Genomic DNA, 13,040 nt, shown 5'->3' with positions numbered 1-13,040 from the left:
GCATGGCTCGACTCTACAAAAAGCCGGAATCAGCCGAGCATCGCCTCGGCGCTACGCTTCCGACGGCGCCGCGCGCAACCCGCTGAACACCGACTCAGCGGCAAACCCCACCCCACCCAGCAGCACGCCGAAGTACACCACCGTGGCCACCACGAAGGCGTAGCCGGCCGCCACCGCCGCACCATCACGCTGGATGAAACCGATCGCAAACGACATCAGCGCCAAGGCCGGCAGCGTGTTGCTGAAGGGAATCGGCCCGGCCGGCGCCATCAGCAGCAGGGTCGCGAACACCAGCATCAGGTTGTTCAGGCGCATCATCTTCTTTGAGCGCACCATCACCGCCAGCCGCATCGGCCGCGACAACCGCTCCATGCGGTGCACCCACTTCAGCGCACGGCCCAGGTTGGCCTTCAGCTTGTCGGTGGCGATCTCGCGGCGCGCCAGCTTCTGCGGCACCCACAACGGGCGGTTGCGCACCCGGCTCAGGCCGATCAGCAGGATCGAGGCACCGAACACCGTGCTCAGCCCGGGTATCGACACCGGGATGATGAAGATGGCCGAGAGCAGGATCACGATCAGCAGCAGGCCCTCATCGCCCAGCGCACTGAGCAGGGTGCCGACGCTGACCTGGTCGCCGGGCAGCTCGTCGATCATCTGCTCGATCTGCTGGGCCAGCGGCGCGCTGTCGTTGGTTTCGGGGGCACGGTAGGTCATGCGTCGCAAGGTTCTCCAGGGAAGGGCGGTCAGCGGGCCGTCCTGCGGTGGGGGACGCACAGGCTCCCGCAGTATCCCGGCCAACGCCGGCAAAGAGGTGAACCGGGCATGAGGGGGTAAAATGGAGGGCCCGCATGAAGGTAAGACGCTGATGGACATGGGCCGCAGGCAATCGACCATCGAACTGGTCGCCATCGACATGGATGGCACCCTGCTGGATCCGGCCCACCAGCTCACCGCACGGGCCAGGCAGGCCATAGCGCAGGCGCGCGCGCTGGGCGTGCACATCGTGCTGACCAGTGGCCGTCCGGTTCCCGGTCTGGCGCCGTTCCTGCAGGAGCTGGGCATCAACGGCGACGATGACTACTGCATCGCCTGCAATGGTGGGCTGGTGCAGCGCATCGGCACGCGCGAAACCGTGGTCGAGTATCCGCTCAGCTTCGACGACTTCCTGTTCTGCGAGCAGGTGGCCCGCGACCTGGGCGTGCACTTCCAGGCGCTGGACAGCCAGCGCATGTACACGCCCAACCAGGACATCAGCTACTACACCGTGGCCGACTCGCATCTTTCGCGGATGCCACTGTCGTATCGCCGCGTGCAGGACATGGACCCGTCGATGTCCTTCATCAAGCTGATGATGATCGACGCGCCGGACGTGCTGGATGCCGCCATCGCGCGCCTGCCTGCCGAACTGACCGAGCGCTTCGCGGTGCTGAAGAGCGCGCCGTTCTTCCTGGAAGTGTTCGACCACCGCGCCGGCAAGGGGCCAAGCCTGCAGAAGCTGGCCGAGCACCTCGGCATCGACCGCGCCAACGTGATGGCCATCGGCGACCAGGAAAACGACCTGACCATGCTGCAGTACGCCGGCACCAGCGTGGCGATGGGCAACGCCATCGATGCGGTGAAGGCCGTGGCGCGGTTTGAAACCACCAGCAACGCCGACGAAGGCGTCGCGCGCGCGATCGAGCGTTTCGTCCTGCAGTAACCACGCGTCCCTCTGCCCTGGTGGGTGCCAACCCCGGTTGGCAAACGCAGACGGCAAGTGCCGACCAAGGTCGCCTCCACCAAGTCTATCCACCTTGGTGGGTGCCAACCTTGGTTGGCACACGCAGGCGGCAAGCGCCGTCCCAGGTCGGCCTCCACCCAGTCCCATCCGCCCTGGTAGGTGCCAACCTTGGTTGGCCACGCAGACGGCAGGCGCCGACCAAGGTCGGCCTCCACCACGCCGGACCTATACCCACGTATAACCCACCCATCCCCACCGCCATCGGCGCTGTACCACGGCGCAATGGCGGATGCGGCAGTGCGATGCAAGAATTTCGCACGTCGAAATCACCCCACCGAATCCCACGGCAGATGATCGCTTTCATCTGCTGACCGGCGCGCGCTGCGCCGTCTTTCCTCAACGCAATCGCATCGCCAGCCAGGGCGCCGACACACCGGTGCTGCAACGCGCTGGGCGTGCGCCTGCGCCGCTCTCTCCCTGCACCTGGATCTGCCCATGAACACTCCACCCACGACGCGCCTCGCCCTGGCCATCATCACCGTCATCGCCACACCCGCCTACGCCGCCGAATCGGCCGACACCGCGCACGACACGCCCACCACCTTGAACGCCCTGCAGGTGATCGCCACGCCGCGTGGCGCCGCCGTCGCGCCGACCCAGGTGGTCGGCCCCAACCGCTACATCATCAAGGCCGAAGACCTCGACGCGATGGTCACCGGCAACAACGGCCTGGCCATGCTCAAGCAGGTACCCGGCGCCAGCTACACCGCCACCGACGGCCTGGGCCTGGATATCTCGGCCACCAGCCTGTTCGTGCGCGGCTTCCGCATGAATGAGATGGGCATCACCTTCGAGGGCGTGCCGCTGAACGACAACGGCTTCCTCTCGCTCACCGGCACCAGCGTGGTGAATGTGGGCGTGCCCGATGGCATCGGCGCGATCACGGTCAGCCCCGGTGGTGCGCCGGTCAGCGTGTTCTCCAGCAGCGTCAACGGTGGCAGCCTGGAATACCGCCTGCGCGAGCTGCAGGACACGCCCAGCCTGCGTGTGAAGCAGGGCGTGGGCAGCAACAGCACGCGGGTCACCACCGTGTCCGGGCAGAGCGGCCAGCTCGGCGAGCACGGCCCGAAAGTACTGGTCGACCTGCAGCGCGTGTCCGCCGACAAATACCAGGGCGAGGGCACCCAGAACTTCCTGCGCGGCGATCTGAAGCTGCAGCAGGACGTGGCCTGGGGTGACTTCACCGTGTTCCTGTCCGACAGCAAGGCCAAGGTCTGGGGCTACAACAACATCTCCTTCGACATGATCCGCAAGCTGGGCTGGAAGGCCGATATCTTCTATCCGGACTACGCGTGGGCCTGGTACGTGGCCTCGCCGGAAAACGCGGACAAATCCTGCGGTGCCTACACCTGCGGTGAGCTGTCCGAACTGATCCCGTACGACACCGGCCAGACCACCCGTGATCGCGTGTCCTCGATCAACCATCGCTTCCAGATCAGCCCGGCGCTGAGCGGCAACGTGCAGCTGTACAACGCCAACAGCCACACCCAGGCCACGCTCACCGACCCGACCGTGCCATCGCCGAACGGTGCACCGTTCTCCGAACAGGTGCAGACGCCGCGCGTGAACCGGCTGGGTGGCATGCTCAACCTGCAGTTCGAGACCGGCGCGCATACCTTCACGGCCGGCATCTGGCAGGAGAAGAGCAAGGCCGCGGCCAAGACCGAGTGGTACCAGCAGCCGCTGCTGGGCGAGGGCCCGCCACTGAAGGCCACCGGTCCGTTCGATGTGTATGGCCCGGCGTTCAAGACCGACAACGCATCGAGCTGGGTGACCCGCTCGCGCCAGTTCTACCTGCAGGACGACATCGTGTTGAACGACACGCTGAAGCTGGGTGTCGGCTTCAAGGCCGTGGACTTCCGCACCAGCGGTGGCGGCCTGGGTGATGCCAAGGACCGGCCGGTGAACGGCACGCTGCGCGCGAAGAGCAACTTCCTGCCGCATGTCTCGCTGTTCTGGAGCCCGACCGAATCCACCGATGCCTTCATCGATCTGGCCAACACCATGAACGGCTACCGCGTGGCCCAGCGCGGCAACATCGGCTACACCGCCTCGGCGTGGACCATCACCGACCAGGAAGAATTCGACCGCGTGGCCGGCACGCTGCGCCCGGAAAAGAACTGGAACCTGACCGTCGGCGCGTCGCATCGTTTCGACCGGCTGACGATTACCGGCGATGTGTTCTACAACGACATCCGCAACCGCCTGCTGTCGGCCGCCATCGGTACCCAGTTCGCGCAGATCAACACCGTGCGGCTGATGCCGAAGATGCACGTGATCGGCGCCGACCTCGGCATCACCGCCGACCTGACCGCCCACCTGCAGTTCTACCAGGGCGTGGCCGTGGCCCGTTCGTACTACGACAGTGATTTCGTGGTGGGCGATACCGTGTACCCGATCAAGGGCAATGCGCAGCCGGGCTACCCGCAGATTTCGCTGGTGAGTGATCTTTCCGCGCACTTCGGTGACTGGCGTTTTGGTGCCACCAGCACCTCGTACCTGCGCCAGCCCTTCACCTACGAGAACGACATCCGCGTGCCGACCTTCTGGCAGGTCAACGCCTATGCCGCCTACCGCTTCGGTGCGGACAGCGCCGTGCCGGGGCTGGAACTGCGGCTGGACGTGAGCAACCTGTTCAACCGCCACAACATCGGCACCGCCACCATCGCCGGCTCGTCGTTCTCGGGGGATTACCAGACCCTGCAGCGCAGCGCGCCCCGGCAGCTGATGTTCAGTACGTCGATGGCGTTCTGAGGCAACCCCCACAATGTCTGCAATCCGGTAGCGCCGGGCCATGCCCGGCGGAACACCGCCGACGCCGACAAAACCCGCCAACCAGGCTTCGCTTCCAACAGGATCTGGGCCGGTCCCTCCAGTGGCTGATCTCGGTTGGCAATCACTTCCTCATGATCGCGGCATCATGGGACTCGGTCCGGCTGCGGACCTAGCGAGCTGGTGTGCGGCGATCACACTGCAAAAGGTCATCAACTGTCGATTGGTCCAACACCACGCTGAAGTCGCCGCTGATGGGCAGAAGAACGGGGCTACGTCCAGCGGACAGGGCGAAGACACGCCTCCCGCCCGGATCCTCGAACCAGCCCACATTGACACCGCGCGAGCTCATGCCGTTCCTGCGCTTACCTAGTGAATCACCCACCGGTTCAGTTGCGCCGATACCCACCAGCGCGACCGTTGGCAGCTCGGCCTTCCAGAAGCCCGCCTGCAAAGTGGAAGTATCCCCTTCGACTACGATCTTCGAACGTAGCGCCAGCATCGCTGTGGAGGCAGAAGTTGCGGCGCCGATCATGCAAAGGATGGCAATTGCAGCCGCCTTCTTCCTCGGGGCCAGGCCGTCATGGAATGCGAGGCCTATGGCACAGATGAAGAGGATGATTGCTGGGGCAAGCTCCTGTAGGAGCACGCCGCGATTGAACAGAGTAACGGGAATGGTGCACTGCATGTGTTCAGGCCTCCTAGCTCATCCCAATCGACTTCTCCGTGAAGGCTAGCGTTGCCTCTACGAGATCTGGAAGCTCGACTTCATCGTAATCAAGCAGGTGATGTTCCTTCATCGCTACAAAGAACGCACCGAGCTCCGCTTTGGCTAGCTCATCTCTGGTGAGCTCAAAGACGCGAGATGAGCCGGTAAGCTGCGCCAGTCGGCTTGCGACCTCAATATTCTGCTGGGCACCGGGATCTGAGCTCTGCAATAGGTGACCATATGCTTGGGAAGAGCGACTCTTCTCATCATCCTCGCCATCGCCCTCCACGGTGACGCTGGATACGATTGCCAGCCAGGTAAAGGCAACCACGGCCGAGTGAACGCCCACAGCAGCGCCAATGGCGGCAACGACGAGGGCGAATGCGCCGAGGATCAGAGACGCATCGTTGTTGTCTCCAATCGCGGCCAAGGCCGCTGCATCCAGGGGAGTCGCGCCGCCGCCCGAACTTGCAAGCAGTTTCTTGTAGGTTCCAAGATCAAGTTTAGTGCCGGGAGCCAACTTGAGGCCGCTGGCAATCGAATCCCGGTTGTGCTGCAGAACTTGATCAACTCTCTGCGCCAGAGCCTCGGTGGACACAGGAGAGAATGCGCCTGCTGCTTGGAGATAGGAAATAACCGCCCGGTAGTCCTTGTCCAAGACCGCCTGTTTTACCTCAGGCTGGGACATCGCAATCAACAGCGCAACGTTCGCATCGCCCTTCACTAGCTCCGAGCCATCCATGCCGCGGGCATTCAGAAACCCGGCGGGGTCGCGATTAAACGCTGTACTGGCCGCTCGATCCTGTAGCAGATCCTCAATCAAGGCGCTGAACCTTGAGTACTCCAGCCATCCCTCAACTGGAACGCCTGCTCTCGAGATGGGTAGCATGAAGCGGGCGGCCCCTTGAGCACCACCGGTCAAGCTTCCTGGCTCGCCGTAGAGTCGTGTACTGACATTGGATGCTGCCAAGGCTGTTGCAGCTGGAGCTACCGTTGCAGCGACAAGTGTGGACTGTATGAAACGACGACGCTTCACTGCATTGCCTCCATAGCGGTTTGGCTTGCGATTCGATTAAAGCCCACGTCATTGACAGCTTTGGCCAGGAAGAAGCGGGTCATCACTGATGGCATGAAGCTCCTGTGCAGTTCTAGCAGGCGATTGCGTACCTCGGTGCTTCTGTGAAGGATTACGCAGGCTTGACAGATGTGGACCACGTCTTTCAGAAGATCGTTGGCGGATTGCTCCGGAAGGATTTTCTCAATGATCTTGTATGGACCATCAACATGAATCCAGTACTTGAGGAAGTCATTCGTCTGCCGCCGGTAGATCTCTGATGCCGATTCATCGTTGATGCTGCCCAATTTCATCTCCGGGATATGTTCGAGAGTCAGGCCGCAGCACGCGGAGACCTCTCCGTAGGGCGTCACAACGATGTTGTCGAAGATCTGGCTACAACCCCTGCGAAGGGTCTGCCTAGTAACTGTTCCGCCCCTCGCGTCGTCGGTCTCATGAAATGGCATCCACGAGTTGGATTGAATGAAGAGCTTTCTGGCCTGAACCAATGCCCGAACCTCGGGTTGCTCCACTACTGCGCGGAAATGCGGACTCCCCTCAACGTCCGCTTCGACCGTAATCAAGCAAAACAGCCCATGCTCCGCAGCAGCAACAGCGCAATGCATTATGCTCTTGGCAGGAACCCACTCCTGATGGTCTTTTCCGGTGCTGAGGTTTAGCTCCTTCAGCCCTGCGTCGGCCAGCTCGGCGATCTTCCTGCGCGCACTGGAGAGCGTTCTCCCCCACGAACCGTTACTGACAATTCTGGTTGAAAGACCTTCTTGGGTAGCATGTGCGACAGCGGCCGAAAGATCAGCCTTGAGCATAGTGGCTTCACCGCCACTGAAAACGGCAACCAGTAGTGAGGTGAAGCTGTGCTTTGCATCGGATATGGACTGCTTCATCTCTTCCAGAGATAGGCGGCCTTTAATGCGCGGACTCGACTCGAAGCAGCACTGACGACATTCTGCGGTGCAGCCGTACGTCGTGATCATAGTGATGGTTCGAGGAGTAAGGTGCTGGTCCAGCGACACGTCGAAACCTCCTTGTCAGGATGCGAAGTTCTATTTCGGAGCGAGATCAGACCATCGCTCTGTCGCTACTGCTGGCTGCGACGGAATTTTCTATCACGGCATTTTGCAAAATGACAACGCATTGCCGAAGGATTCAAAGAAGTCCTATGTTCGCCCGGAAGAAACGACTCTTTGAGTGAGATCAAGAGTAAGCGGGCTGTTGCACCGCTGATTGCACACGGCGATGCCGAGTAGCGGCAATGCATTCCATGGCAGGGGGCGTGAGTGATGCTCAGTATCCAATGGCCGCTTCCGCGTATCCCATTGGTTCAATCCGGGCGGACTACGATTGTATGGCGCAGTAAGCGCTGGAACGGTCCTCTTCGCCGGAATGCAATTGGGGCGTGAGCTGCATATGGCGGTGCGCTCGTCTTGCCCCACATGCCTGCTCCTGACAGAAAGGGAGGGCATAAGCGACATGTTTTGCACTTGATCCCAAGTGAGACGCTGGGAGTTCTTTCAACCCCCGGGCTTCCCCCGATCCAACTGCCGGTACCCGATCGCTTCAGAAAGATGCGCGGTCTGGATCGCTTCACAACCCGCCAGATCCGCAATCGTGCGCGCTACCCGCAGGATTCGATGCATCGCCCGTGCCGAAAGCTGCAGGCGCTCGATGGCCTGCTCCAGCACATCCTGATCGGCCTCGCTCAACTTCGTGCAGGCGCGCAGCGCCGCCGGTGGCAGATGGGCATTCAGCCCGCCACGCGCCTGTTGCCGGGCATGCGCGGCTTCCACCCGCTCACGCACCGATGCACTGGGCTCTCCCAGCGGCGTACTCTCGCGCAGTTCCACCGCGTCCATCCTGGCCACGCTGATATGCAGGTCGATGCGGTCCAGCAGCGGCCCTGACACCCGCGCGCGATAGCGGGTGATGCGCTCATCCGTGCACAGGCAGCGGTTGCTGCGGTCACCGACCCAGCCACACGGGCAGGGGTTCATCGCGGCCACCAGCTGAAAGCGCGCCGGATACTGCACGCTACGCGCCGCGCGCGCGATACGGATATGCCCGGATTCCAACGGCTCACGCAGCGTCTCCAGTGCGCTGCGGTTCCATTCCGGCATTAGGTAATCCTGTGTCATGTCACGCGGCTACACTGTATCCGAGGGACTCCACTCGGGAGATCATCCTATGCTTCTGCTGATAGTGAAGGTGCGTGATCCCAGCCTATTCAGTCAGTATCTTCCTGCCGGTACCCAACTGGGGGCCAACATGACAAGCAGGCTTCCTGAAGGTTTTCCATTGCTCATCGATGGTGAGGGGAAGCTAAATTGGGCTTGCTTTTGCTATCTCTTGGAGAAGTACCGGATAGATAGTGCTCGGGATCGTCGGAGAACGCTCCAGACCTATGCCGAAGGATTGAAGGACTGGTTACAGCACCTTGACGCTCGGGGTATGGACTGGACCAGGCCACCTCCAGTGGCGCTGAGTGATTTCAGGAGGTCCATGGCACAGGGTATCGGGCGAGGGCGTCCTGCCTCAAACTCTACAGTCAATCTAAGAACTGCAATTGTCAGGGACTTCTATGCCTTCCTGGTCGATTGGACCAGATGGCGCCTCCATCATCCTTTGGAAGAGATCGACCGATATCCGATTGATAGGTTTCTGCATGCGGCATCGAAAGTGGCAGCCGCCAAAGCCTACAAAAAAGTTCCGAAGACGCTCTCTGCGCAAGATGCTCAGAGCATCGCTGTTGGACTGAAGCTTCCTTACTCGCTGATGTTCAAGTGGTGCATAGCCACGGGGCTTAGGCGGACCAACGTTGCAAATTTAACTATCGCGCAACTCCCTGAAGAAGTCGACGAAATTGCCTATGTCAGGCTGACGGTAAAGGGAGGTAAGCCGCTAGATGTCCCTGTTACCAGAGCTCTAATGAGTGTGACTTGGGACTACATTGAAACGGTTAGGCCGAGGCTTCTGTCGAGGACGCGCATAGAAACGGATCAGATCTTCGTCAATGAGAAGGGAATGCCTGCTACTTCCAGCTCTTACTACAGTGCATTTCGACGTGCCGCGATGCTGGCGGGAATACGCGCGTCACCTCACTGTACACGTCATACCTTTGCCGCTCACATGAACGCTGCCCTCGAGCGTTGTGCAGTCAGTGGTGCCGGGATAAATCCGACCAAAGTTCTGCAGCACATTCTTGGTCATTCCAGTCCTGCGACAACAGAGCTATACCTGGATACCGTTAAAGCGATGGACCTCGGAGTGCTGCGAGCGCTGATCGAAGTGCAGGAGAGCCTTGAATGAAGAATGAGAGCCTAGTGATCAGGTTTGTGAGCGACATTCCGGGACGGGACGTGGAGTCATACGATTTTCGTTTGTTGGGTCTCAGTCCTGCTGTCGCCTCGCATCTAGCAAGGTCATTCCAAGCATTGACGGCGACCTACAGATCCGTAAGCAGAAGGCAAGCGTGGGCCTCGGTAAGAAAGTACTGCAGATACTTGGCAACTCAGCATGATCCTAATGCGGCAGTGAAGCGTCAGTCAGTCATTAAGGACTTCCTCTGCTCCATGGATCGGAATGTTCGCCAGTCAACTGCGATCTCTCACTACAACTTCATTGCAGCGATCTACAGATGGCTTTCGCTGAACGACGCAGCGAACACAATTTTGTGGATGAATGTTGATTCCGGTCCTTGCGGATTGACGCGAGAGGCAAAGTCTGTGCGCAGTATCAGATTGTCTGTCAGCGACCTATCTGTGATTTTTTCAGCTAGTAAGAAGGGCATTGATCGTGTGCGTCGACGATTAGAGGTTGGCGAGACCGCGATCAGAACTGGTGAATGTGAGGAGCTCTCCGGCCGTGACGTTGTCACATTGGTTGGCATCCAGAAGGGGTTGCAGCGAGGAGTGCTAGCAAAGCACCAGCTGACAAGGAGTGGCTTGATTCAGCACAGCTGCCGGTACAGGGAGGTTCGTCGCTACCTCGTCTTGGACGCACGTGATTTCATCCCATATCTCATTTGTCTGATGTGCCAGACACTCGCTAATCCTCAGTCGGCAATGGAGATCTCCGTGGACTGTGTTGAAGCGCATCCGGTTGACCCGTTGAAGAGACGCGTCATATGGGACAAGTACAGGGCCGGACGGCAGCAGGTGCTAGACGTGAGTGCAGATGGTCGTTACTCAGTTCCTGCTCTGGTAGACGATATCACTCAAAAAACTCGCGTCTTACGCCCGATTGCTGGTGATTTTTCAGCGCGCTTGTTCATCAGTCCGTTCGGGGCGGGGGCGAGGACTCCCAATGTCCAGGGTTGGCACAACGCGCTGGCCGAATTCATCAAGGAGCATGATCTTCCGGACTTCAACTTCGTCGACATTCGCGCGTCTGGTGCAGAGGCTCTGAGTACATCAGGTGTTGGAATTGAGTCCATACAGAGGAAGATGCAGCACAGCCATCCTAGGACAAAGCAGCGATACCTGAGTCAGCATCCTCCCTCGTCACAAGCTCGAAGAAGAGTTGCGACGTTCATTGGCAAGGTTCTGGAAGAGGCCAGGCGTCCAACTGTGCGTCGCTACGAAACTGTGACGGGATTGCAGTGCTCTGATCCGTCTTCGGGGGTCGCGCCGCAGTCAATTGTTGGGAAGGAGTGTCTCCAGTACCTGCAGTGCGCGACATGCCCCAATAGCATTGTGGTGATTGACAGCGCGAAGCATGTGTCCAGGATGCTCGCAACACTGAGTTCGCTAGAGCGAATGAAGAAGCAGGCCTCTAAATCAGTCGATGTCCGAGCACGCTATCTGGAAGCTTTTGAGGCAACGCACCAGGTCTTGCTGGCATTGCTGGAAAGGGTTCCCAAAAATGTGCTTGAAGTAGCGAGGCCGCTTGCTCTGAAGATCCCGCAGCTGAGTATGGAGTGATCTATGAAGAGGATCCGATCTGCGCCCCCGGAGGTTGCTTTCGATCTCGCCAAATTTGGTGTCCGGTATGAAGATGGCTGCTGGGAGCTCCGTCAGTACGTTGTTGGTGATTCCTATCATAGGGCCTGCTTAGACTTCCATAAGTTGCCCTCCGCTTGGAGGTCTTCCGCGAAGGATTACTTTGCCAAAACTCTTCTAGGGTTGGTTCCGCGGGCGTCGACTAACCCATTGACGTTGAGAGAGCGGTTCTACGCTATCAAGTCTTTCGCTGTCTGGTGTAAAGAACACGGCGCTGCATCGCCCAAAGAAATTGATTCTGAGCTGATTGAGTATTGGGGCCGCAAGGTTGTGGGATTTCAGAAGGGAAGGCGGATCACTCCGCGTGCGGAGGCCTGTCGGTCTACGAACGTGGAGGATTTTCTAAGAGGACATACTGGCTGTTCTGCCGAGGTACGGGCCGCCAGCTCTGCGGTCGCACAGCGCTCACGCAAGAGAATTAGGATGGCTGGGAATGAGCCCGGAACTGACGCTCTCGGCGAGGATCTGATTCTAAGGGTGCTGAGGGACGCACTGGTGGTGATACAGGAGGATGCACCGGAGGTACTTAGGCTCGTCAGCAAGTTTGCCGGACCCAGGGCCACAAGGACTGCCAGACGTGGGCGTCGCCATTGGCACTCAGAGTGGGTAGGGGATCGGCCGAGCTTTCGCTCTGAGGCCATGAAGAGGCTTGGAGAGCGCGCGTGTTTGAGCGAAGAGCGGATGATTTGCACAGTGATCGGTGCCGCTATCGCCGCGATTGCGCTTCTTTCGGTTATGCGAACGTCCGAGTTGCAGCGACTCTGTGTCGGATGTGTTGAGAAAGAGGGTGACGATGAGTTCGGTAGTTGGATCATCAAGGGAACTCTTGCCAAAAGTGGGCGTGCCCACACTTGGATAGTGGTCCCAGAGGTCAAAGCTGCTGTGGAGGCAATTGAACTATTGGGGGCAGAAGGACGGGCTAGTAGCGGCACTAAGGCGCTCTTGGCGGCGCGAGTGGTGAGCAGAAAGCCGTATCTGAGTGGCCGGACGCGCGCACCATCTAAGGTTGCATGGGCTTCGATGTTGCTATGCAGAGTGAGAGAGTTCGCCCTGCTTTCGTGCCCTGAGGGAGGAGCGGCGCTGGAGTGCCTGAGTTTTCGGAAAACCCGGAGATTCCTAGCCCGATTCATTGCGAGGCGAGATCGCTCCAGTCTCGGTACTCTCGCATTTCAGTACGGCCACTTGGATGCGCAGATCACTGATACGTACTATGTCGGCAGCGACCCAGAGCTGACCAAGCTGCTGAACGAAGAATCCAGCTTAGAAGTGATCAGGGCCATGGAGGATATTGCGCGCTCTAATTTGGTACATACGAATATTCCTGCTGAAGTGATGGAAGCGACCAGGCAGAGGATCGAAGCCGTACTGTCGCGCGCGAGCACCCAGAAGGAGGTGTTTCGAATGCTGGGCGCCGGGGTTGTTCTGGGTCCCTGCGATTGGGGATACTGCTTCTATCGGCAAGGTCGATCGAAGTGCGAGGGGAATGAAGACGGACCGAACAAGGCGAATAGAACTCCAACTACCTGTGCGAGCTGCTTGAACTTCGCAGCGACGCCTCGGCATGCCGAGTGGTGGAGGCGGCGCGTTGCTGATTTGGAAGAATTCGCCAGGTTTCGAGGAACTCCGGCGCAGTCCAAGAGGATCGCCGCTGAGAGATTGGAACAGGCAGTGAAGATTCTCTCTACCATTGGGGGAAGTGATGAACCGTGA

9 protein-coding genes and 1 pseudogene are annotated in these 13,040 nt (G+C 59.6%); 5 read left to right on the top strand and 5 right to left on the bottom strand.

What is annotated here, in order from left to right:
• Nucleotides 1-51: 51 nt before the first annotated feature.
• The gene (locus tag N440_RS16935; RefSeq protein WP_133935812.1) at nt 52-714 is read right to left on the bottom strand and encodes an exopolysaccharide biosynthesis protein; all 663 of its coding nucleotides are present in this window, start codon (nt 712-714) and stop codon (nt 52-54) included.
• Between the two features lie 151 nt (nt 715-865).
• Here N440_RS16935 and yidA point away from each other — a divergent pair, with 151 nt between their 5' ends.
• Together yidA and N440_RS16925 are read left to right on the top strand one after the other, a co-directional pair.
• Nucleotides 866-1,699, top strand: a complete 834-nt coding sequence (gene yidA / locus N440_RS16930) for a sugar-phosphatase (protein ID WP_133936050.1) — start codon at nt 866-868, stop codon at nt 1,697-1,699.
• Between the two features lie 516 nt (nt 1,700-2,215).
• Entirely contained in the window at nt 2,216-4,534 is a 2,319-nt protein-coding gene (locus N440_RS16925) for a TonB-dependent receptor (RefSeq protein WP_133935811.1), read from the top strand.
• A 190-nt stretch (nt 4,535-4,724) separates the two neighbouring features.
• Here the strand turns inward: N440_RS16925 and N440_RS16920 are convergent, their stop codons facing one another.
• The 4 genes and pseudogenes from N440_RS16920 to N440_RS16905 form a co-directional block, all read right to left on the bottom strand.
• Complete coding sequence (locus N440_RS16920) at nt 4,725-5,240, bottom strand: hypothetical protein (RefSeq protein WP_133935810.1); 516 nt, start codon at nt 5,238-5,240, stop codon at nt 4,725-4,727.
• 13 nt (nt 5,241-5,253) lie between these two features.
• A complete protein-coding gene (locus tag N440_RS16915) occupies nt 5,254-6,084 on the bottom strand; it encodes a hypothetical protein (protein WP_133935809.1) in 831 nt (276 codons plus the stop codon).
• A gap of 209 nt (nt 6,085-6,293) precedes the next feature.
• On the bottom strand, nt 6,294-7,349 hold the full coding sequence (locus N440_RS16910) for a radical SAM protein (protein WP_133935808.1): 1,056 nt from the start codon (nt 7,347-7,349) through the stop codon (nt 6,294-6,296).
• 498 nt (nt 7,350-7,847) lie between these two features.
• Nucleotides 7,848-8,450 (bottom strand): annotated as a pseudogene (locus N440_RS16905) (ATP-binding protein); the annotation flags it as partial.
• 16 nt (nt 8,451-8,466) lie between these two features.
• On the opposite strand from N440_RS16905, the gene N440_RS16900 reads away from it, so the two are divergent.
• From N440_RS16900 to N440_RS16890, 3 genes are all read left to right on the top strand, one after another.
• On the top strand, nt 8,467-9,639 hold the full coding sequence (locus tag N440_RS16900; protein ID WP_133935807.1) for a tyrosine-type recombinase/integrase: 1,173 nt from the start codon (nt 8,467-8,469) through the stop codon (nt 9,637-9,639).
• 263 nt (nt 9,640-9,902) lie between these two features.
• The gene (locus tag N440_RS16895) at nt 9,903-11,252 is read left to right on the top strand and encodes a hypothetical protein (protein WP_133935806.1); all 1,350 of its coding nucleotides are present in this window, start codon (nt 9,903-9,905) and stop codon (nt 11,250-11,252) included.
• A gap of 1,260 nt (nt 11,253-12,512) precedes the next feature.
• A complete protein-coding gene (locus N440_RS16890; RefSeq protein WP_133935805.1) occupies nt 12,513-13,040 on the top strand; it encodes a hypothetical protein in 528 nt (175 codons plus the stop codon).

The sequence above is a fragment of the Stenotrophomonas sp. CC22-02 genome (assembly GCF_004365115.1).
In the GTDB taxonomy this organism is placed as follows: domain Bacteria; phylum Pseudomonadota; class Gammaproteobacteria; order Xanthomonadales; family Xanthomonadaceae; genus Stenotrophomonas; species Stenotrophomonas forensis.
This window is presented reverse-complemented; position numbering and strand designations above follow the sequence as displayed.